Origin of the sequence: Streptomyces sp. Y1 (assembly GCF_041053115.1) — a bacterium.
Classification (GTDB): Bacteria; Actinomycetota; Actinomycetes; order Streptomycetales; family Streptomycetaceae; genus Kitasatospora; species Kitasatospora rubellomurina.
Map to the genome: position 1 here is coordinate 3,917,222 of NZ_CP163445.1, position 20,687 is coordinate 3,937,908.

Consider the following 20,687-nt stretch of genomic DNA (forward strand, 5'->3'; position numbering starts at 1 on the left):
GGGATACGCAAGCGACAGGGCACCGCGATCCGAGCGAACGCCCGGGGCGAGGAGCGATGGCACAGACGCAGCAGCCGGACGACGGCGGTGCCCGGGCGGACGGTGGGACCGGCGGGACGCCGAGGTTCCCCCAGCCCGGGAGCGGCGGGCCGCAGACCCCGGGCCGCGGCACCTCCGCCCCGATAGGCACGGTCGGTGACGGCCGCTACCGGCTGACCCACCGGCTCGGCCGGGGCGGCATGGCCGAGGTGTTCGCCGCCGAGGACATCCGGCTGGGCCGCACGGTGGCGGTCAAGCTGCTGCGCGGCGACCTGGCCCAGGACGAGGTCGCCCGGCTGCGCTTCACCCGCGAGGCGCACGCCGTCGCGGCGCTCAACCACCACTCGATCGTCTCGGTCTACGACACCGGCGAGGAGTACGTCGGGGACGAGTCCACGCCGTACATCGTGATGGAGCTGGTCGAGGGCCGCACCGTCCGCGAGCTGCTGGTGGACGAGGAGGCGCCGCCGGTCGACCAGGCGCTGATCATCATCGCCGGGGTGCTGGAGGCGCTCGCCTACAGCCACCGGCACGGGATCGTCCACCGCGACATCAAGCCCGCCAACGTGATCATCACCAACACCGGCGCGGTCAAGGTGATGGACTTCGGCATCGCCCGGGCGCTGACCGGCGGGGCCACCACGATGACCCAGACCGGCATGGTCATGGGCACCCCGCAGTACCTCTCGCCCGAGCAGGCGCTCGGCAAGCCGGTCGACCACCGCTCCGACCTGTACGCGGCCGGCTGCATGCTCTACGAGCTGCTCGCGCTGCGCCCGCCGTTCACCGGCGACACCCCGCTCTCGGTGGTCTACCAGCACGTCCAGGACATGCCGGTGCCGCCCTCGCAGGCCAACGGCCGGGTGCCGGCCAACCTCGACCCGCTGGTGCTGCGCTCGCTCGCCAAGAACCCGGACGACCGCTTCCAGGACGCCGACGAGTTCCGCGCGCACGTCCAGCACGCGCTGCGCGAGATGCACGGCGCCGGCCCCGGCTGGGTCGGCGACACCGGTGCCACCCAGGTGTTGCGGCCCGCCGACGAGACCGCGGCCACCGCGGCCTTCGGCGCGCTCGGCGCCGGCGACCGGACCTCGGTGCTGCCCTACTCCACCCCGGGCGGCCCGCACACCCCGGCGACGCCGTACCTGGGGGCCGGCGGCGGCCCGTACGGCGGTGGCGGCGCCGGCGGCGGCGACCACGAGGACGACGGCCGGCGGCGGCGCGGGCCGTGGGCCTGGGTGGCCGGCGCGGCCGCCGTGCTGCTCGCGGCCGGGATCGGCATGGCGGCGGCGTTCGGCGGCGAGGACAAGGGCACGAACACGCCCACGCCCCCCGCCTCGGTGGTCAGCACGACCGAGTCCACCGCACCGACCCCGACCGGGTCGCAGAGCCAGCAGCCCACCACGCCCGCCACCAAGAAGTCGCAGCCGCCGACCGACAACGGCAGCTACGGCGGGACCGGCAGCGGCAACAACATGTCGCCGTCGCCGCGGCACACCCGGGAGCCGTCGCCGACCGCGACCGCCACCCACACGCCGACCGCCACCTCGTCGGCCACGGCCACGGGCGGGGCGACCTCGGCGCCGTCGACGCCGAGCGGGGGCGGCACAGCCTCCAACCCGCCGCCGCTGCCCACGGCGACGAGCAAGCCGACGCTCCCTGGGACCGGCAACTGACGGGTCAGTTGGCGAAGGCGTCCAGGACCTGCTCGTACTCCTGGCACCACCACGCCAGCTGGCCCGCCGAGGCGGGGTAGAGCGGGTCGGCCCGGTGGTCGGCCCGCTGGTAGCGCCACTGCAGCATCCAGAAGTCGTTCAGCCGCTCCCACCAGACCCGGTGGGCGGCGGCGGCCAGGTGCTCGGCGGTGGCGGCGCCGGTCGCCCGGTACGCCTGCGAGTAGCGGCGGACCCGGACCAGGTCGAGCACGCCGGACGCCCGGTCGTTGAACAGCAGGGTGGCGGCGCGGACGGCCTCCTCGGCGCGCGGCTGCGGGCCGAGCTTGTCCCAGTCCAGCACCGCCGCCACCGGTCCGCCGTCCCCGGCCGCGTCCCCGTCCGGGCCGGGGCCGTACAGCAGGTTGAGCCCGTGGAAGTCGCCGTGGGTCCAGCCGGTGGGCGGGGCGGCCTGCGGGGCCGGGCGGCGGTGGGCGTGTTCGGCGAGCAGTTCCAGCCGTTCCGTCAGACGGCGGTCGGCCAGGGCGTCCAGGTCGCCGTGCGGGCGGTGCTCGCGGGCGCGGCGGCGCAGGTCGCGGGCGAGGTCGGCGCTGTCGGCCGGGTCGGCGCTGCGGTAGCCGGCGGGCTGGTCGAGCGGGGTGCACACGTCGTCGAGGGCGCCGTGCAGGCGGCCGAGCAGCGTGCCGAGCGCGTCGCACCGCGCCGGGGTCAGCTCGGTGCCGTGCCGGTGCCGGCCGTCGACCCAGGGGAACAGGGCGAACAGCCGGCCGTCCAGGGCGGCCACCGTGGCGGAGCTCCCGGTGCGGCTCAGCGGGGGTGCGACGGGCAGCCCGAGGGCCTGCAGGTCGGCCATCGCCCGGTGGTGGGCGAGGATCTTCGGGCGGGCGGCGGTGGCGGCGTCGACGTAGCACTTGAGGAAGTACGGGCCGGACTCCGCGGTGATCCGGTACCCCCGGTTCAGCAGACCCTCGGCGACCGGCTCGGCGGTCAGCAGGCGACCCACCGGGTAGCGGTCCAGGACCTCGGCGAGTGCGGCGTGCGGGACGGGCGGGCTGAGGGTTCCCATCGGTGGGGCGGAGAGATCGGGACGGGCCGGGGCACAGGCGAGGGTCTGGCTGAAAGTCACAGCCAGAGGTTATGGCCACCCGGTTGGGGTCCTTGACAAACCGTCAGATCTGTGAAGCGGTCCGATCAGTGCTGGTGGTCGGCCTGCCGCCGGGCGACGAAGGCCGCTGCCTGGGTCCGCCGCTCCATGCCCATCTTGGCGAGCAGACTGGAGACGTAGTTCTTCACCGTCTTCTCGGCCAGGTGCAACTCGTTGCCGATCTGACGATTGGTCATCCCCTCGCCGATCAGGTCGAGGATCCGCCGCTCCTGCCGGGTGAGCCGGGCCAGCCGTTCGTCCTCCTTCTCGCCGCCGTCGCGCAGCCGGGCGAGCACCCGGCTGGTGGCGACCGGGTCGAGCAGCGAGCGGCCGGCCGCGACGTCCCGGACGGCGGTGATCAGGTCGGTGCCGCGGATCGCCTTCAGGACGTAGCCGGAGGCGCCCGCCATGATCGAGTCGAACAGCGCCTCGTCGTCCGAGAACGAGGTCAGCATGAGGCACTTGAGCTCCGGCATCCGGGACCGCACCTCGCGGCACACCTCGACCCCGTTGCCGTCCGGCAGCCGGACGTCCAGCACCGCGACGTCGGGGTGCACCGCCGGGATCCGGGACAGCGCCTCGGCGGCCGTGCCGGCCTCGCCGACCACCTCGATGTCGTCCTCGACCGAGAGGAGATCGTGTACGCCCCGCCGGACCACCTCGTGGTCGTCGAGCAGGAATACCCTGATATGTCCGTTCTGAGTCACGCCCAAAGCCTCCCATATCACCGTACGGCAGACCTATCGCCCGGTCCCCGGCACCGGCGGGATCCGGCCACACTCGACCGAAACCGATACCGAGAACCCCCTTACGTACGGGCGTCCGCCCGGATAGCGTGCGCTGGTGTCCTGAAGGCGCTCGAAATGAGAGCTGCGTCACGCCGACCGTCACCCCCACCCTTCCGACGGCGAGCCGAACGCGGCACCCTCGGGGTTGTGGACCCCGAACAAGTAGGACGTCCTAGCGCAAAAGCGCCGTGGGCGGACGCTGGGTAACGTTCTCGTGCGGGAGCGCCGTCGGATCAGGATCACCACCTGCCACGCAGTAGGTGCGCACACCCACGCGCGCCCCGCGAGGCGGTGACCGGACCGGTCACCGGCGACCCCGGGCGGCCGGACAGACCGAGGAGTGAACGTGACCGTCAAAAGCACGGCGAGGACCCGCAAGAAGGCGGCCCCCGCTGTCCCTGACACCCTCCGCGCCACGGGTACGGACGCCCAGCCGGAGCTCGTCCAGCTGCTCACGCCGGAAGGCGAGCGGGTCGAGCACCCGGAGTACCCCCTCACCGTGACCCCGGAGGAGCTGCGCTCCCTCTACCGCGACCTGGTGCTGGTGCGCCGGTTCGACGGGGAGGCCACCGCGCTCCAGCGCCAGGGCGAGCTCGGCCTGTGGGCCTCGCTGCTCGGCCAGGAGGCGGCCCAGGTCGGCTCCGGGCGCGCCATGCGCACCGGCGACTACGCGTTCCCCACGTACCGCGAGCACGGCGTGGCCTGGTGCCGCGACGTCGACCCGCTGAACCTGCTCGGCATGTTCCGCGGCGTGAACCACGGCGGCTGGGACCCGAACGAGAAGAACTTCCACCTGTACACCATCGTGATCGGCTCGCAGACCCTGCACGCCACCGGTTACGCGATGGGCATCACCAAGGACGGCGCCGACGACGCGGTGATCGCGTACTTCGGCGACGGTGCCTCCAGCCAGGGCGACGTCAACGAGGCCTTCACCTTCGCCTCGGTCTACAACGCCCCCGTGGTGTTCTTCTGCCAGAACAACCAGTGGGCGATCTCCGAGCCCACCACCACCCAGACCAAGATCCCGCTGTACCGCCGCGCCTCCGGCTTCGGCTTCCCGGGCGTGCGGGTCGACGGCAACGACGTGCTGGCCTGCCTCGCGGTCACCCGCTGGGCGCTCGACCACGCCCGCAGCGGCAACGGCCCGGTGCTGATCGAGGCCTTCACCTACCGGATGGGCGCGCACACCACCTCCGACGACCCCACCCGCTACCGGCTCGCCGAGGAGACCGAGGCCTGGAAGGCCAAGGACCCGATCCTGCGGCTGCGCACCCTCCTGGAGAAGGAGGGCCTGGCGGACGAGGAGTTCTTCGCCGCCGTCGACGCCGAGAGCGAGCAGTTGGGGCTGCGGGTGCGCGAGGGCGTGCGCAGCATGCCGGACCCGGACCCGACGCTGATCTTCGACCACGTGTACAGCGAACCGCACGCGCTGGTCGATGAGGAACGGGCCGAGTACGTCGAGTACGCGGCCTCCTTCGAGGCGGGGGAGAACCACTGATGGCCGGCCAGCTCAGCATCGCCAAGGCGCTCAACGGGGCGCTGCGCAAGTCGCTGGAGAACGACCCGAAGACCGTCCTGATGGGCGAGGACATCGGCAAGCTCGGCGGCGTCTTCCGGATCACCGACGGCCTGCAGAAGGACTTCGGCGAGGACCGGGTCATCGACAGCCCGCTCGCCGAGTCCGGCATCGTCGGCACCGCGATCGGCCTCGCGCTGCGCGGCTACCGCCCGGTCGTGGAGATCCAGTTCGACGGCTTCGTCTACCCGGCCTTCGACCAGATCGTCTCCCAGCTGGCCAAGATGCACGCCCGTGCGCTGGGCCACGTCAAGATGCCGGTCACCGTCCGCATCCCCTACGCGGGTGGAATCGGTGCGGTCGAGCACCACAGCGAGTCGCACGAGGCGTACTTCGCGCACACCGCCGGCCTGCGGGTGGTCAGCCCGTCCAACGCGCACGACGCGCACTGGATGCTGCGCCAGGCCATCGAGTCCGACGACCCGGTGATCTTCCTGGAGCCCAAGCGCCGCTACTGGGACAAGGGCGAGGTCGGCGACGCCGCCGACCTGGGCCTGCACGACGCCCGGATCGTCCGCGCCGGCACCGACGCGACGCTGATCGCGTACGGCCCGATGGTGAAGACCTGCCTGGAGGCCGCCGCGGCCGCCGAGGAGGACGGCCGCCGCCTGGAGGTCGTCGACCTGCGCTCGCTCTCCCCGGTGGACTTCCGCACCCTGGAGGAGTCGGTCAAGCGCACCGGCCGGGCGATCGTGGTGCACGAGGCGCCGGTCTTCCTGGGCATGGGCGCCGAGCTCGCCGCCCGGCTGACCGAGAAGTGCTTCTACCACCTGGAGGCACCGGTCCTGCGGGTCGGCGGCTACTACGCGCCGTACCCGCCGTCCCGCGTCGAGGAGGCCTTCCTCCCCGACCTTGACCGCGTGCTCGACGCCGTCGACCGCGCGCTCGCGTACTGATCCCGGGGAGCGCAGATGACCACCGCAGTTCGCTCGCTCCGCGAGTTCAAGATGCCCGACGTGGGCGAGGGCCTCACCGAGGCCGAGATCCTCAGCTGGTACGTCAAGCCCGGTGACACCGTCACCGACGGGCAGGTCGTGTGCGAGGTGGAGACCGCCAAGGCGGCGGTCGAGCTGCCGATCCCGTTCAACGGGGTCGTCGAGCAGCTCTTCTTCCCCGAGGGCGCGACGGTCGACGTCGGCACCGTGATCATCTCGGTCGCGGTCGCCGGCGAGGCGGGGGCCGCTCCGGCCGCTGCTCCGGCTGCTCCGGCCGCCGCACCCGCTGCCGCTGCCGCGCCCGCCGCACCGGCCGAGCCGGAGCGCCGGGAGGTGCTGGTCGGGTACGGCCCGCGCACCGGCGGCACCCAGCGCCGGGCCCGCCGCACCACGACGACCACGGTCGCCGCGGCGCCCGCCGCGCCGGTCGTGCCCGCCGCCCCGGCGGCGCCGGTCGCCCCGGTCGTTCCGGTGGCCGAAGTGCCGGTCGGCGAGCGGCCGTTGGCCAAGCCGCCGGTCCGCAAGCTGGCCAAGGACCTCGGCGTCGACCTCCGCGCGGTCACTCCGACCGGCGCGGGCGGCGTGATCACCCGCGAGGACCTGCACGCCTTCGCCGCGGCCCAGGCCGCGCCGGCGGCCGTGCCCGCTCCGGCCGTCGAGGCCGAGGCGGTCGCCGCGGTCGAGGCGCCGGTGGCGCTGCCGGTCTCCGCCGCCGGTGACGTCCGGGTGCCGATCAAGGGCGTCCGCAAGGCGACCGCGCAGGCGATGGTGGCCTCGGCCTTCACCGCCCCGCACGTCACCGAGTTCGTCCAGGTCGACGTGACCCGCACGATGAAGTTCGTCCGCCGGCTCAAGGAGAGCGGCGAGCTGGGCCGGGACGTCCGGGTCAGCCCGCTGCTGCTCGTCGCCAAGGCGCTGCTCACCGCGATCAAGCGGCACCCCGAGATCAACGCGCAGTGGGACGAGGCGGCCCAGGAGATCGTGGTCAAGGGCCAGGTGAACCTCGGCATCGCCGCGGCCACCCCGCGCGGCCTGATCGTCCCGAACATCAAGGACGCCGGGTCCAAGACCCTCGCGGGCCTGGCCGTCTCGCTCGGCGAGCTGGTCGAGACCGCCCGCCAGGGCAAGACCTCGCCGGCCGACATGCAGGGCGGCACCGTCACCATCACCAACGTCGGCGTCTTCGGCGTCGACACCGGCACCCCGATCCTCAACCCGGGCGAGGCCGCGATCCTCGCCTTCGGCGCGGTCCGGGAAATGCCGTGGGTGCACAAGGGCAAGGTCGTCCCGCGCCAGGTGACCACGCTGGCGCTCTCCTTCGACCACCGCCTGGTCGACGGCGAGCTCGGCTCCAAGGTGCTGGCCGACGTGGCCGGCCTGCTGGAGCAGCCGAAGCGGCTGATCACCTGGGGCTGACGGCCCCGGAGGAACGACCGAGGGGGCCCCGGTCCGCACCGCCGTGCGGACCGGGGCCCCTTCGTCGTACCCGGCCGCCGGCTACCGCTGGGGACGGAGCCGGCGGACGGCGATCAGGACGCCGGCGCCCAGGGCGAGCAGCACGGCGGAGGAGACGGCGAGGAAGGTGTTGTTCTCGGCGGCGCCGGTGTGCGCCAGCTCGGGGGTGCCCGCCGGCGCGGTGGTGGCCGGCGCGGCGGTCGGGGTGGCGGCCGGGGCCTTCGAGGGCTCTGCGGCCTTGGCGGGGGCCTTGTCGGCGGCGGGCTCGGCCGGAGCGGGCTTGGCGGGCTTCTTGGGGGCCTTCGGCCCGGCGTGCTCGGCGGGCGCGGTCCTGGGGTGGGTGACCTTCACGGTGCGGAAGTCCCAGGACTCCAGCGTGGCCTTGTCGTTCCGGGCGTCCGTCACCAGGTTCAGCGAGGTCAGGCCCTTCGGGGCGTCGGGGGAGAGGGAGACCCGGAACATGAAGTTGGCGGCCCGGCCGTTGGACAGGGGCTGCGCCAGCGAGTCGGTGTCGACGTCGATCCCGATGCAGTCCACGTCGAGGTCCAGCGACTTCCAGGCGCCGTGCTGCAGGACCTGGACGCGGAGGTCCTTGGTGCGCAGGGGGACGCCCTGGGTGGCGGACGCCAGGGCGAAGTTCGGCGCGGTCCTGGCGACGTCGGCCCCGGTGAAGTTGGCGATCGACAGGCCGAACTCGGTCCAGCTGCCGTCCGCGGCGATGCTGTTGGAGTCGAAGGTCCGGAAGTCCGCGGACGGGACGGTCGGCTTCTCGACCTTGTGCGGGGTGCCGTACCGGGCGTCGCCGCAGGCCCAGGCGCTGCCGGCGCCGAGGACCTGGACGCCGCCGGCGAGGACGACGGTGGTGGCGAGGGCGGCGAGGCCGCGGCGGGCGGAGCGGGCGCGGTCGTTCTTCGCGAAACGGGTGATAGCGGACGTGCGCATGACGTGACTCCCCAGGGTCATGTGACTGACGGTGTGTGGTGAAGACGACCGGCCCCGCTCCTCCTGAGCGGAAGCGCCCCCCGGCTCTGCCGGTCTCGCTCTCCGTGCCTTCACCCTGATGGACGTCCGTCCCCGCCGGGGGTTGCAGGTGGGTTGAAAAGTTTTTTCGGGAGTCTTCGAGCGGGCTTCGGGATACTGCCGGAATGACGGATGAACTGACGATCCGACCGAGGACGACGCCGGTCGGGAACGGGGAACGTCGGTCGCTGCGACGGGATGTGTCGGGGCCGGCCCTGCTGGCCGGGCTGGTGTGCGTCGCGGTGTCCTTCTCGGGGCCGCTGGTGGTGGTGCTCGCGGCGGCGAAGGCCGGGCGGCTGGACGAGGCGCACACCGCGTCCTGGATCTGGGCAGTGGCGATCGGCAGCGGGGTGAGCGGCTTCGTGCTGAGCTGGTGGACCCGGACGCCGGTGGTCACCGCCTGGTCCACCCCGGGCGCCGCGCTGCTGGTGACCAGCCTCGGCGACTACCCGTACCGGGAGGCGATCGGGGCGTTCCTGGTGAGCGCGGTGGTGGTGACGCTGTTCGGGGTCACCGGCTGGTTCGGCCGGCTGATCGCCGCCGTGCCGGTGGGGATCGTGAACGCGATGCTGGCCGGCATCCTGTTCTCCTTCGGCGCCGGGATCTTCGGCGCCGTGCACAGCGCGCCGGTGCTGGTGGTGGGCGCCTTCGCCGCCTTCCTGCTGGCCAAGCGCCTCGCGCCCCGGTACGCCGTCCCGGTCGCGCTGCTGGCCGGCGGGGTGCTGGCGGCGCTCACCGTCGGGCTCCCGCTGCACCTGGGCTCGGGCGGGCCCACCGTGCCGGTGTTCACGGTGCCGGCGTTCTCCGGCGCGGCCCTGGTCGGGCTGGCGCTGCCGCTCACGATCGTGGTGCTGGCCTCGCAGAACGCGCCGGGCCTCGGGGTGATGCGGGCCTTCGGCTACCGGGCGGACGACCGGCTGCTGATCGGCTCGACCGGCGCGATGTCGCTGCTGATGGCGCCGTTCGGCTCGCCCGGGGTGAACCTGGCGGCGATCACGGCGGCGATCTGCTCGGGCCCGGAGGCCCATCCGGACCCGAGCCGCCGGTACGTCGCGGGGATGTCCTCGGGTGCGGGGTACGTGCTGGTGGGCAGCTTCGGCGGGGTGCTGGTGAGCCTGTTCACCGGGCTGCCGAAGGAACTGGTCGCGGTGATCGCCGGGGTCGCGCTGCTCGCCTCGCTGCAGGGCAGCCTGGCGGCGGCGGTCGCGGAGGAGCGCGGGCGGGACGCGGCGGTGGTGACCTTCCTGGCGAGCGCCTCGGGGATGAGCCTGTTCGGCATCGGCTCGGCGTTCTGGGGGCTGCTCTTCGGGCTGGGGACGCACCTGGTGCTGGACTACCGGAGGAAGTGAGCGGGGGAGAGGTTGGTATGACTGGCAGGATCCGGATCGTTCGGCCAGGTCGGTGACATTTGCGTCGTCCGGTAGGGGCGACACGCCGGGCCGGGTACGTCTCCGCTCCCCCACCCGGGCGACACCGGGTGACCGGAACCCCGAGGACGCACCCGTATGCCGCCTGGCAACCCTGGCCGTCTCGTCCGGAGTCTGGCCGCCCTGGTCCTGGTGTCCACCGCCGTACTCCCGGCCGCGCTGGAGCTGGCCGGCCCGTCGCCGTTCGGGGTGATCGGGCCGGGCGCCCCCGCGGACCGGGCCGCGCCGCCGCACCAGGCGCTGCGCGCCGACCTGCGGGCCCCGGCCGCCGCCCCCACCTTCGACATACGCCGCACCGGTGACCCGGCCAACCGGATCACCCTGGTCCTGCTCGGCGACGGCTACACCGCCGCCGACCAGGAGCTGTTCCGCCAGCAGGCCGACAAGGCCTGGCACGCCCTGATGGACATCGAGCCGTTCCGCACCTACCAGGGCTTCTTCAACATACGGCGGGTCGAAGTGGTCTCCGAGGCCTCCGGGATAGCCGAGACCGAGACCCGCGGGCGCAACCCGTCGACCCCGCTCGGCATGCACTTCTGGTGCGAGGGCACCGCCCGGCTGCTGTGCGCCGACGAGGGCGCCACCGCCCGCTACGCCGGGAACAGCGCCGGGCCGCAGTACCTGATCGCGCTCGCCAACTCCGCCGAGTACGGCGGCGCCGGCGGCACCGGGGTGACCACCCTGGCCGGCGGCAGCCCGGACGCCGGGCGGATCATCCAGCACGAGATCGGGCACACCGTGGGGGACCTGGGGGACGAGTACGACAGCGCCCCCGACGACGCCGACTACCCGAACCTCTCCACCCTCAACGCCGACGACATGCGCAAGAAGCAGACCAAGTGGTGGCGCTGGCTGGGCGCCGAGTCCCCGGACGGCGGCGGGACGATCGGGGCGTACCGCAGCGCCAACGGCCTCTACCGGCCCACCCAGGACTCGGTGATGCGCACCCTGGGCAGCGCCTACAACCTGCCCTCGCGCGAGGCGATCATCGAGGAGCTGTACCGCAAGGTCCGGCCGACCGATCCGCCGGCGCCCGCCCCCGGCGAGGTGGCCGGGCGGCCCCGGCTGGACGTCCGGCCGCTGCCGCTGACCGGCGCGCGGCAGCTCAGGGTGGAGTGGAAGCTGGACGGCGCGCCGGTGCCGCCGCAGGCCGTGGACGGCGGCCGGCTGGACACCGCGCTGCTGGACCTGGAACCGGGCCGGACGGCCACCGTGACCGCGACGGTGCGGGACACCACCGACTGGGTCCGGGACGAGGCCTTCCGGGACAAGTACATGACCCGTTCGGTCTCCTGGACGCTGACCGGTTGACGCCGGTCCGGCGGATCCCGGGCGCCCCCTCGCTGGGCGTCCCATCATGGGATGACTAGTCTGGACGGACTATGACCGTGGAGCCAGCCCGTTCAGTCCCGTCCCTGTCCGTCCCCGCTCCCCGATCCACCGCCGAGCCCCCGGCCGTCCCGGCGGCGCCCCCCGGTGGGCGCGCCGCCTGGCTGGCCTGGTCCATCGGCGTCAGCGTCTACGTCCTCGCCGTCATCCACCGCACCAGCCTCGGCGTGGCCGGCCTGGACGCCGCCGACCGCTTCGGCATCGGCGCCTCGGCGCTCTCCACCTTCTCCATCCTCCAGGTGCTGGTCTACGCGGCCATGCAGATACCGGTCGGCCTGCTCGTCGACCGGTACGGGCCCCGCAAGGTGCTGCTGCTCGGCGTCCTGCTGCTCAGCACCGGGCAGCTGGCCTTCGCCTTCAGCTCCTCCTTCGGCCCCGCGCTCGCCTCCCGGGCCGTGCTCGGCTGCGGCGACGCCATGACCTTCATCAGCGTGCTGCGGATCGCCGCCCGGTGGTTCCCGGCGGCGAAGAACCCCTTCGTCGCGCAGCTCACCGGCCTGGTCGGCATGGGCGGCAACCTGATCACCACCGTGGTCCTCGCCCAGGCCCTGCACAGCGAGGGCTGGACGCCCACCTTCACCGCCATCGCGCTGCTCGGCGTCGCGGTCTTCGCGCTGGTCGCGCTCTTCCTGCGGGAGGTGCCGGCGAGGGCGCCGTCAGTCGGGCGGACCGTCGAGGCGCCCGTCGAACGACCGAGGATCGGCCATCAGGTCCGCGCCTGCTGGCGGGAACCGGGCACCCGGCTGGGCCTGTGGATCCACTTCACCACCCAGTTCCCCGGCAACACCTTCGGCCTGCTCTGGGGCATGCCCTACCTGATCCAGGCCCAGGGCCTCTCCCGGGCCGAGGCCGGCGGGCTGCTCACCCTGCTCGTCCTCGCCAACATGACCTCCGGCTTCGTCTTCGGCCGCGTCCTCTCCCGCACCGCCCGCGCCCGGATGCCGATCGTGCTCACCGTCATCGGCGCCACCGCGCTCGGCTGGGCCCTGGCCCTGGCCTGGCCCGGCGGCCACCCGCCGATGTGGCTGCTGGTCGCGATCGTCGTGGTGATGGGCAGCAACGGCCCCGCCTCGCTCGTCGGCCTCGACTACGCCCGCGCCCGCAACCCGGTCGAACGCCTCGGCACCGCCTCCGGCATCGTCAACATGGGCGGGTTCATCGGCACGGTGATCACCCTGCTCGGCGTCGGTGTCCTGCTGGACGCCCTCACGCCGGAAGGCACCGCCGGGTATCCGGCCGATGCCTTCCGATGGGCGTTCTGCTGGCAGTACGTCCCGATGGTGGTGGGGACGCTGATGATCCTCCGGCTGCGCCGGAGGGTTATGGACTCGAAGCCGTAGGCATTCTGACCTGCGGAAACGCGATTAGCCTTCCTTTGAGGAAGGGTATTCCGCTAACCCTCCATCGAGTGGATGGTCAGCGCCTGTACTCCCTGATGAACTCGGCCATCTGCATGGCTGTTCCATAGACGCGGCTGATCTGGCCGACCTTCACTTCCGCGTACATGAGCCCGTGGCTCGGCATGGGCTCGGGGACGGGCGCGGGCCGGGCCTCGCGCCGCATGCGGATCAGGTCCACCAGCTTCAGCTTCGGGCAGCCCGGGACGATCCGGCTGCCCCGGATGCCGACCCGCTCCCCGCCCGGGCAGGCGAAGTACGCGCCGAAGGGCGGCCCGCTGTCCTCCTCCCGGGTCGGCAGGTGGAGGATCATCTCCCCGTGCCGGCAGTGGACCGTCCCGTCCGAGTGGACGGTCAGGCCGGGCCAGTCCTCGTGGTCGATCTCCGCGACGATCTGCACCTGCTGGCCGATCGCCTCGGCCAGGGTCTCCGCCATCCGCCGCTGCTGGGTGGGGATGTCGGTGTCCCCTCGGCGAACGGAGGGGAGCAGGTCGCGGGCGACCCACTCCTGGAACGGCTTGGCGTTGGACTTCTTCGACCTCATGACGAGGAGGTAGAGCCCCGCCTCGTTGATGAGGTTGAGGAATGGGTTTCCGCGTACGGGGCCATTCCCACCTGCGGAAACGCCGTATGCCTCACTTGAAGTGAGGCATACCGAGCGCATGTCGATGGTGCGCGTGTCCTTGGGATCCACGATCTTGCTGGCCCAGCTCGGGTTGCTCCGGGCCAGGATCGTGCAGACATCCATGGTCGCGAACCACGGCTCCCCGTCGATCATCACGACCCTGATCGGCTGCCCCGTGACCGGGAAGCTCGACCGGACCAACACCATCTCTGCCTGTTCGTCGTCCATGGGGACGTTCCTCCTTCTTCCGAGCGATGGCTGGACTGCCCGGAACAACGAGGTCGAACGGGTGATGTACCCGGTGCCTGGTTGACGTATGGATGCACGGGTCGTACCGACCCGGCGTGCGGTCGTGCGTGTACGCCGGGTGGTGCGCGCCCCGGCTCAGATGGTGACGGCGAAGTTGGCCAGGATGCGGTCGGCGAGCTCCTTGTCGCCGTCGACGGTGACCGGGCCGGGGCGGCCGCGGCCGCAGGCGAGGCGGAGGTACGTCTCCCAGTCCATGGTGAGCTGGACGTCCGGGGCCAGGCTGATGGACTCGTCGACGGTGCCGTGCCCGGCGGCGTCGACGCGGACGGTGCGCAGGAACTCGACCGGGCCGGTGACGTCCAGCACCACGGTGGTCCCGGCCGGGGCGCCGGCCTTGTCGGCGACGGCCTTCGGCAGCTGCGGCAGCAGGAAGTCCCGGGTGATCAGGGCGCCGGGGGAGTCGAGGTTGCCCGGGGTGTGGAGGGCGCGGCGCAGGTCCTGCTCGTGCACCCAGACGTCGAAGACCCGGATCCGCAGCAGCTGGTGGTACGGCACGTCTCTGGCGAGCGGGCCGAGCGGCAGCCGGACCAGGTCCTCGGGGCCCTGCTTGGCGTTGCGCAGCGCGCGGGCACGGCGGATGACCGTGTACTCCAGCTCGCTGGTCATCTCCAGCGCGGTGTGGCAGCGGCGCTTGTCCACCGGCAGTTCGACGTAGCGGGCGAAGTCGCTGGTGACGTGGCGCAGGTCGCGGGGCAGCGAGTGGATCGGGCGCGGGTCGCCGAGCAGTTCGGACTCGATGGCGATGATGTGCGCGACGATGTCCCGGACGGACCAGCCGGGGCATTCGGTGGGCCGGTTCCAGGAGCCCTCGGGGAGTGGGGCGACCAGCTCCGATATGGACTCGATGCTGTGCGTCCACGCCTCGATGTAAGCCTGCACGGTCTGGTTGTCCGTCACGGGAATTCTCCGGCCCTCCGTCAGCTTCCTCGCCACCTGCGCCCGGTCCGTACCCCGTCCGTGGGGTCGGCCGGGGATTGGTCCGGCTTCCGGGCGCACGCGCTAACCGCACGTTACGCTGCCGGGAGACAGCAAGGCAGCGCTTTCGGGTGACGATCGTAGGTCTCTTGTCGTGGACGGTGGTACTGTGCGCGCTTCATTGATCCAACTCGCGGTCTCCGCCGCCGAGCCGCCGGCCGAGCGGAGGGCCCGGGCGGCCACCCTGGTCCGGGCCCAGCAGGGCGCCGACCTGGTGGTCCTGCCGGAGCTGTGGCCGCTCGGCGGCTTCGCGTACGACCTCTGGTCGGAGGGGGCCGAGACGCTGGACGGGCCGACCTCGGACGCGATGGCGGCGGCGGCGCGGGCGGCCGGGGTGTGGCTGCACGCGGGTTCGATCGTCGAGCGCGATCCGGACGGGCCGATCTACAACACCTCGCTGGTGTTCGCCCCGGACGGCGAGCTGGTGCACACCTACCGCAAGATCCACCGCTTCGGGTTCGACAGCGGCGAGGCGGTGGTGATGGGCGCCGGGCAGGAGATCGTCACCGCGCCCACCGAGTTCGGCACGCTGGGCCTGGCCACCTGCTACGACCTGCGCTTCCCGGAGCTGTTCCGGGCGCTGCTGGACGCGGGCGCGCAGCTGCTGGTCGTCCCGGCGGCCTGGCCGGCCCGGCGGCGCGAGCACTGGACGCTGCTGGCCCGGGCCCGGGCGGTGGAGGAGCAGTGCTTCGTGCTGGCCTGCAACACGGCCGGGACGCACGGCGGGGTGGAGCAGGCCGGGCACAGCATCGTGGTGGACCCGTGGGGCCGGGTGCTGGCGGAGGCGGGGGCGGGGGAGCAGGTGCTGACCGTCGAGTTCGACCCGGCGGAGGTGGGCAAGGCGCGCGAGGAGTTCCCGGTGCTGCGGGACCGCCTGCTGGGGATCCCGGCGCCGGTCCAGCGGTAGGCGCGGGCCTGCCGGGGCTCGCCGGGGCTCGCCGGGGCCGGACCGGGGGCCGGACCGGGGGCCGGTTCGGGGGGTTGGTTCGTACCTGCCCGCTCCGGGTTTGAGAAGATGAGCATTCGTCGTGTTCTCCGCCGCTCCACGGCCGGTCCGCCGAGGGTCGGCCCGGTCGGCCCACCCGCGAGGAGGTCGCGCGCATGTCCGTCCACGGCGCAGGCGACACCCGCCCCGTCATCCACCGCAACAGCCTGCGCGAGCAGATCGCCGGCGCCCTGCGCGAGGAGATGATGGCCGGCCGACTGGCGGCCGGCCGCAACTTCACGGTCAAGGAGGTCGCCGAGATGTACGGGGTCTCGGCGACCCCGGCCCGGGAGGCGCTGGTCGACCTCGGCGCCCAGGGCCTGCTGCGGACCGAGCACCACCGCGGGTTCACCGTCCCCGAGCTGTGCTGGGACGACTTCCTGGAGATCTTCGAGTCCCGGGTGCTGATCACCGACAGCTTCCACCGGCAGTTCGCCACCGGCCGGGCGCTGCCCGACCTGTCCCGGCTGGAGCCGCTGCGCCGCCGGGCGGACGCGGCGGTGCGGGCCTCCCGGGCCGGGAACCTGGACGTGATGGTGGGCTGCGACCGCCGGTTCTGGCAGGAGGTCGCCGCCCTGCTCGGCAACCGCCGGATCGGCGAGTACCTGGACTGGCTGCGGGTGCAGTCCTGGATGTTCGCCGCGCGCTACCTGCGGGAGCTGCCGAGCCTGGCCGGGGTCTGCTGGGACGGCCACCCGGACCTGGTCGACGCGATCGAGGCCGGCGACCTCGTCGGCGCGCACCGGATCATCTGCGCCTACAACCTGGCCACCGTCCGGATGCTGGCCGAGCGGGCCGGGCGGCCGCTGGAGTCGGTGACGGTGCTGGGCCTGCTCGTCGAGCAGGTGGACGGCCCGGAGCAGGCGCCGCCGACCGCCCCGCCGGAGTCCGGGCCCGAGCCGCAAGCACCTCAGCCCGAGTTCCAGTCCGAGTCCCAGCCCGGGTCCCCGCCCGAGCCGGGCCGCTCCGGGCGGCGGTCGAGGGCCGGCGACGAGCTCGGCCGGGAGCTGGGCCGCGAGCTGGGCCTGGGCCTCGGCCTGGTCCCGCAGCCGCGCACGGTGCCGTACGGGCGGTTCGGCAGACGGCTGCCGGAGTCGCCCCCGGAGGCACCGCGGGGACGGCCCGGTCCGCACCGGACGCCGGGCCGGTAGGGTGGGCGGTCGTCGAACCGGGCGCCGCGCGAGGCGGTCGTCCGGGTACCGACCCGTCCCCGTCGTCGCCCCGCCCCGCGGGCGATCCCGCCGCCCGGAGAGGAACTGCCGGCCATGGCCTGCGACCTCTGGCTCGTCCCGCTGGTGGACGTGCTGAGCCACAGCCCCGACAACCCCTTCCGGGACGATCTCGCGCTCTACAACGCGGCGTTGGCCGCGCACGGGCTGCCCGAGGTGCCGGTCTACCAGTACGTCCCAGGGCTCAGCGGCGCGGTCGAGCCGATAGCCGCGTTCGACTACGACTCGCTGCACTTCCTGCGCCGCGCCTACCTGTTGGGTCTGACCGGCCTGGACATCACCCCGGTCGACTCGCTCGGCGGCGACTACGAGCAGCTGCTGGAGATGTTCGAGAGCACCGCCGAACAGTCGCACCTGGTCTGGCACTTCGACCACGCGGGCGCGTACGTGCCGATCGAGTTCGCGGTGCCGCTGGTGGACGACGCGCTGCTGGCCGGTGGCGGCCCGCTCGGCTCCAGCCACGGGCTGCTGCGCGAACTGCAGGCCGTGGCACCGGCCCTGGGCATAGACCCGGCCAGCCCGCCGGACCCGACCCGGCCGCTCGGCCCGACCGGCCTGGAGCAGCCGTTCGGGCCGCCGATCGACGACGTGCACCCCTTCGCCCGGGAGCGGCACGCCTGGTCGGGCCTGTACGCGGCGGCGATCCGCAGCGTCGCCCAGGGCTCGATGATCGTCTTCGCCTGAGCCCCCGAGCTCCGAGCCCCGAGCCCCCAGCCCTGAGCCCTTCCGGCACACCTACCGCAGCGGCCCCTCCGGCGGCCGCTGGCGCGGCATGGTGGGCCTGGTCCCCGGCGGCGGCAGCACCCGCACCTGGGCGCCGCCGCCGGTCTCGCTGCGCCCGCCCCAGGTCCCCGGGGCCTGGGTGGGCAGCTGGGTCATCGAGGCGCGGAACTCCAGCATCCACTCCGAGGTCTCGGTGCGGACCATGTCCGACACGTCCTCGCAGAACCGGCGCAGCACCCCGAGGCAGCGCTCGGCGGCCTCGCCCGCGGTGCCCTCGGTCGGGCCGAGCACCTCGCGCACGCACTCCGACGCCCAGTCGAACTGGAAGGCCTCCAGGCGGCGTTGCAGCGCCTGGGCGGTGGAGACGTCCCGCATCCAGCCGGAGGTCAGGCCGAAGCCCCGGTCGGTGCCGTAGCAGGCGGCGGCGAGCGCGAAGCCGACGTAGCCCCAGCTGGTGCCGTGCGCGAGGGTTCCGGTCAGGTCGATCAGCGGGGCGGTCGCCCCGCCGATCGCGAAGCCGGCCGTGCCGAACCGCAGCAGACGGGCCCAGCGGCGCTTCCACACCCGGTCGCGGCGGTACCAGTCGATCGCCTCGACCGCCCGCTCCTCGGACCAGCGGTACAGCTCCTCCAGCCGCTCGGCGGGCTCGCCCCAGTCCCCGAGCGGGAACTGGCGGGTGCTCAGATCGGTCCGGCGTCGGGTGGAGGCCCGGCGGGCGACGGCGGCGGCAGGCTGGTCCTCCTCGCCGATCTCCTTGGCCCAGGCACTCTCCTCGGGCTGCATTTCCGGCTGGCTCACCTGTGGGGCTCCCTGTGGCGGGCGGACTGCTGGGGGCTGGCGGCGCACCGGCTGACGTGGCGTCTGCCGGTGGTTGTCCAACAGCACTTCTTACCGCCAAATGGCTGACCGTGGGACGCTTCCCCGGTGATCGTTACCGGATTCCGCCACCGGAACCCGAGGTGAGCGGGTTGCGCGAGTCGGCGGGATTTCACCCGTCCGAGGGAGGCCCCGGTGACCCGCCGTCCTGACCCGGACACCCGCAGCTGACCGGGCCGGTCCCGGCTCGGAGGATCCTCCGACGTCGTGGGCGTACGGACCGCTTCCGACTGGAGGATCGGACGGGACCGGAGGACGGCCTGAACCGGCCACCGACTACTCTTGGCGAGCGTGAAGGTCCTCGTCATCGGCGGCGGCGCCCGCGAACACGCCCTGTGCCGCTCTCTGTCCCAAGATCCCGCCGTGACCGAGCTGCACTGTGCCCCGGGCAACGCCGGGATCGCGCAGGTGGCGACGGTCCACCCGGTCGACCAGCTGGACGGCGCGCAGGTCAGCGCGCTGGCCCGGCGGCTCGGCGCCGAACTGGTCGTGGTCGGCCCGGAGGCCCCGCTGGTGGCCGGCGTCGCCGACGCGGTGCGCGCGGCCGGCATCCCGGTGTTCGGCCCGTCCGCCGCGGCCGCCCAGCTGGAGGGCTCGAAGGCCTTCGCCAAGGACGTGATGGCCGGGGCCGGCGTCCCGACCGCCCGCTCCTACGTCTGCACCACCGCGGAGGAGGCCGCCGCCGCGCTGGACGCGTTCGGCGCGCCGTACGTGGTCAAGGACGACGGCCTGGCGGCCGGCAAGGGCGTCGTGGTCACCTCCGACCGCGCGGAGGCGCTGGCGCACGCCGCCTCCTGCGAGCGCGTGGTCATCGAGGAGTACCTGGACGGCCCCGAGGTCTCGCTGTTCGCGATCACCGACGGCACCACCGTGCTCCCGCTGCAGCCCGCGCAGGACTTCAAGCGCGCGCTGGACGGCGACGAGGGCCCCAACACCGGCGGCATGGGCGCCTACTCGCCGCTGCCCTGGGCCCCGGCCGGGCTGGTCCAGGAGGTCCTGGAGAGCGTCCTGCAGCCGACCGTCGACGAGCTGCGCCGCCGTGGCACCGAGTTCTCCGGCCTGCTGTACGCGGGCCTGGCGCTCACCTCGCGCGGCACCCGGGTGATCGAGTTCAACGCCCGCTTCGGGGACCCGGAGACCCAGGTCGTGCTGGCCCGGCTGCGCACCCCGCTGGCCGGCGTCCTGCTGGCCGCGGCCGAGGGCACCCTGGACCAGCTGGAGCCGCTGCGCTGGGACGAGGGCGCGGCCGTCACCGTGGTCGTCGCCTCCGAGGGCTACCCGGCCGCGCCGCGCACCGGCGACCCGATCGAGGGCCTGGCCGAGGCCGAGGCGGACGGCACCGCGTTCGTGCTGCACGCCGGTACCAGGGCGGGCGAGGACGGCCAGGTGCTGAGCGCCGGCGGCCGCGTCCTGTCGGTCACGGCGACCGGCGCGGACCTCGCCGAGGCGCGCGAGCGCGCCTACGCGGCGGTCGGCCGGATCTCCCTGAAGGGCGGGCAGCACCGCACCGACATCGCGCTGAAGGCCGCCACCGCGTAGGCGGCCGCGTCCGTCCGAGGGCGCTGCGTCCGTGGGGTCAACCCCCATGGACGCAGCGCCCTCGGCGTTTCCGGGGCGGGGGCGGCCACGGGCCTGTCTCTTGGACCCTTGCCGGGCGTGCGACGCCGGGGCACGCACCTCGCCGCGTTGTCGTCGGTCGCCAATGCTCCGCAGTGGCTCCCTCCTCCGCCTTGCGATGCACGCACCCCAACGCCGCACGCTGATCCGACAAAATCCAAGAGACAGGCCCACGGCGGGCGGCGCACCGTCCGGCGGCCGGATTCCAGCCCATCGGGTGACAGCGTCCGCATCCGGCTGACGCAACCGGCCGCCCGGCCTTATGGTGCGCCTGATCGCGTTGCGCGGGGTCCGTGCGCTGGGGCGCCGCCGGGTAGCGGCGCGCCCGCGGGGGGATGCTGGACGGCGTCCGGCCGGGTGCTCGCCCGGGTGCTTCGCACCGGACCGGTCGTCGGCTCCCCGGGTGACGGCGGCGGTGTTCGGGCGCCGTCACCGGGACGAGTGGAAACCGGGACCATCCGGAACGCCCGCCCGGGGCGGCGCGTCGAGAATGTCAGTAGCG

At 73.5% G+C, this 20,687-nt stretch carries 17 protein-coding genes; 11 read left to right on the forward strand and 6 right to left on the reverse strand.

Annotated elements, in window-relative coordinates:
* Positions 1 to 56 precede the first annotated feature (56 nt).
* Positions 57 to 1,715 carry a protein kinase gene (locus AB2U05_RS16585; RefSeq protein ID WP_369183586.1) on the forward strand — a complete coding sequence of 553 codons (1,659 nt, stop codon included), beginning with the start codon at positions 57 to 59 and terminating at the stop codon, positions 1,713 to 1,715.
* A gap of 4 nt (positions 1,716 to 1,719) precedes the next feature.
* Here AB2U05_RS16585 and AB2U05_RS16590 read toward each other — a convergent pair whose 3' ends face one another.
* Positions 1,720 to 2,838 (reverse strand): phosphotransferase, encoded by a 1,119-nt coding sequence (locus tag AB2U05_RS16590; protein WP_369183587.1) that lies wholly within the window; start codon positions 2,836 to 2,838, stop codon positions 1,720 to 1,722.
* Between the two features lie 65 nt (positions 2,839 to 2,903).
* Positions 2,904 to 3,563 (reverse strand): response regulator, encoded by a 660-nt coding sequence (locus AB2U05_RS16595; protein ID WP_369183588.1) that lies wholly within the window; start codon positions 3,561 to 3,563, stop codon positions 2,904 to 2,906.
* Positions 3,564 to 3,984: 421 nt separating this feature from the next.
* Here AB2U05_RS16595 and pdhA point away from each other — a divergent pair, with 421 nt between their 5' ends.
* The 3 genes from pdhA to AB2U05_RS16610 are packed head-to-tail and all read left to right on the forward strand — an operon-like array spanning position 3,985 to position 7,574.
* Positions 3,985 to 5,145 (forward strand): pyruvate dehydrogenase (acetyl-transferring) E1 component subunit alpha, encoded by a 1,161-nt coding sequence (gene pdhA, locus AB2U05_RS16600; RefSeq protein ID WP_369183589.1) that lies wholly within the window; start codon positions 3,985 to 3,987, stop codon positions 5,143 to 5,145.
* Positions 5,142 to 6,119 carry an alpha-ketoacid dehydrogenase subunit beta gene (locus tag AB2U05_RS16605; protein WP_107072851.1) on the forward strand — a complete coding sequence of 326 codons (978 nt, stop codon included), beginning with the start codon at positions 5,142 to 5,144 and terminating at the stop codon, positions 6,117 to 6,119. The genes pdhA and AB2U05_RS16605 overlap by 4 nt, the downstream gene beginning before the upstream one ends.
* A 15-nt stretch (positions 6,120 to 6,134) precedes the next feature.
* A complete protein-coding gene (locus AB2U05_RS16610) occupies positions 6,135 to 7,574 on the forward strand; it encodes a dihydrolipoamide acetyltransferase family protein (RefSeq protein ID WP_369183590.1) in 1,440 nt (479 codons plus the stop codon).
* Between the two features lie 81 nt (positions 7,575 to 7,655).
* Here AB2U05_RS16610 and AB2U05_RS16615 read toward each other — a convergent pair whose 3' ends face one another.
* Positions 7,656 to 8,555: a hypothetical protein gene (locus AB2U05_RS16615; RefSeq protein WP_369183591.1), complete on the reverse strand. Its 900-nt coding sequence runs from the start codon at positions 8,553 to 8,555 to the stop codon at positions 7,656 to 7,658.
* Between the two features lie 278 nt (positions 8,556 to 8,833).
* Between AB2U05_RS16615 and AB2U05_RS16620 the strand changes: the two genes are divergently transcribed.
* The 3 genes from AB2U05_RS16620 (at position 8,834) to AB2U05_RS16630 (ending at position 12,789) form a co-directional block, all read left to right on the forward strand.
* Positions 8,834 to 9,982 (forward strand): benzoate/H(+) symporter BenE family transporter, encoded by a 1,149-nt coding sequence (locus AB2U05_RS16620; RefSeq protein ID WP_369183592.1) that lies wholly within the window; start codon positions 8,834 to 8,836, stop codon positions 9,980 to 9,982.
* 156 nt (positions 9,983 to 10,138) lie between these two features.
* Positions 10,139 to 11,371: a M64 family metallopeptidase gene (locus AB2U05_RS16625; protein ID WP_369183593.1), complete on the forward strand. Its 1,233-nt coding sequence runs from the start codon at positions 10,139 to 10,141 to the stop codon at positions 11,369 to 11,371.
* A 71-nt stretch (positions 11,372 to 11,442) separates the two neighbouring features.
* Positions 11,443 to 12,789, forward strand: a complete 1,347-nt coding sequence (locus AB2U05_RS16630; RefSeq protein ID WP_369183594.1) for a nitrate/nitrite transporter — start codon at positions 11,443 to 11,445, stop codon at positions 12,787 to 12,789.
* 76 nt (positions 12,790 to 12,865) lie between these two features.
* Here AB2U05_RS16630 and AB2U05_RS16635 read toward each other — a convergent pair whose 3' ends face one another.
* The gene (locus AB2U05_RS16635; RefSeq protein WP_369183595.1) at positions 12,866 to 13,699 is read right to left on the reverse strand and encodes a Bro-N domain-containing protein; all 834 of its coding nucleotides are present in this window, start codon (positions 13,697 to 13,699) and stop codon (positions 12,866 to 12,868) included.
* A gap of 156 nt (positions 13,700 to 13,855) precedes the next feature.
* The gene (locus AB2U05_RS16640; RefSeq protein ID WP_369183596.1) at positions 13,856 to 14,677 is read right to left on the reverse strand and encodes a maleylpyruvate isomerase family mycothiol-dependent enzyme; all 822 of its coding nucleotides are present in this window, start codon (positions 14,675 to 14,677) and stop codon (positions 13,856 to 13,858) included.
* 187 nt (positions 14,678 to 14,864) lie between these two features.
* On the opposite strand from AB2U05_RS16640, the gene AB2U05_RS16645 reads away from it, so the two are divergent.
* The 3 genes from AB2U05_RS16645 to AB2U05_RS16655 all read left to right on the forward strand — a co-directional run bounded on the left by AB2U05_RS16645 (position 14,865) and on the right by AB2U05_RS16655 (position 17,653).
* Positions 14,865 to 15,662, forward strand: a complete 798-nt coding sequence (locus AB2U05_RS16645) for a carbon-nitrogen family hydrolase (RefSeq protein ID WP_045692686.1) — start codon at positions 14,865 to 14,867, stop codon at positions 15,660 to 15,662.
* 194 nt (positions 15,663 to 15,856) lie between these two features.
* Positions 15,857 to 16,891 (forward strand): GntR family transcriptional regulator, encoded by a 1,035-nt coding sequence (locus AB2U05_RS16650; protein WP_063773449.1) that lies wholly within the window; start codon positions 15,857 to 15,859, stop codon positions 16,889 to 16,891.
* Positions 16,892 to 17,005: 114 nt separating this feature from the next.
* A complete protein-coding gene (locus tag AB2U05_RS16655) occupies positions 17,006 to 17,653 on the forward strand; it encodes a hypothetical protein (RefSeq protein ID WP_045692685.1) in 648 nt (215 codons plus the stop codon).
* Positions 17,654 to 17,704: 51 nt separating this feature from the next.
* Here the strand turns inward: AB2U05_RS16655 and AB2U05_RS16660 are convergent, their stop codons facing one another.
* Complete coding sequence (locus AB2U05_RS16660; RefSeq protein ID WP_063773448.1) at positions 17,705 to 18,475, reverse strand: SLATT domain-containing protein; 771 nt, start codon at positions 18,473 to 18,475, stop codon at positions 17,705 to 17,707.
* Between the two features lie 384 nt (positions 18,476 to 18,859).
* On the opposite strand from AB2U05_RS16660, the gene purD reads away from it, so the two are divergent.
* Positions 18,860 to 20,107, forward strand: a complete 1,248-nt coding sequence (gene purD / locus AB2U05_RS16665) for a phosphoribosylamine--glycine ligase (RefSeq protein ID WP_045709347.1) — start codon at positions 18,860 to 18,862, stop codon at positions 20,105 to 20,107.
* Positions 20,108 to 20,687 lie beyond the last annotated feature (580 nt).

Bases quoted from the DNA above. Each gene is read 5' to 3' on its own strand.
- AB2U05_RS16615 (WP_369183591.1), bottom strand. From the start codon at position 8,555: ATGCGCACGTCCGCTATCACCCGTTTCGCGAAGAACGACCGCGCCCGC.
- AB2U05_RS16630 (WP_369183594.1), top strand. From the start codon at position 11,443: ATGACCGTGGAGCCAGCCCGTTCAGTCCCGTCCCTGTCCGTCCCCGCT.
- AB2U05_RS16660 (WP_063773448.1), bottom strand. From the start codon at position 18,475: ATGCAGCCCGAGGAGAGTGCCTGGGCCAAGGAGATCGGCGAGGAGGAC.
- AB2U05_RS16635 (WP_369183595.1), bottom strand. From the start codon at position 13,699: ATGGACGACGAACAGGCAGAGATGGTGTTGGTCCGGTCGAGCTTCCCG.
- AB2U05_RS16585 (WP_369183586.1), top strand. From the start codon at position 57: ATGGCACAGACGCAGCAGCCGGACGACGGCGGTGCCCGGGCGGACGGT.
- AB2U05_RS16625 (WP_369183593.1), top strand. From the start codon at position 10,139: ATGCCGCCTGGCAACCCTGGCCGTCTCGTCCGGAGTCTGGCCGCCCTG.
- AB2U05_RS16655 (WP_045692685.1), top strand. From the start codon at position 17,006: ATGGCCTGCGACCTCTGGCTCGTCCCGCTGGTGGACGTGCTGAGCCAC.
- AB2U05_RS16610 (WP_369183590.1), top strand. From the start codon at position 6,135: ATGACCACCGCAGTTCGCTCGCTCCGCGAGTTCAAGATGCCCGACGTG.
- AB2U05_RS16650 (WP_063773449.1), top strand. From the start codon at position 15,857: ATGTCCGTCCACGGCGCAGGCGACACCCGCCCCGTCATCCACCGCAAC.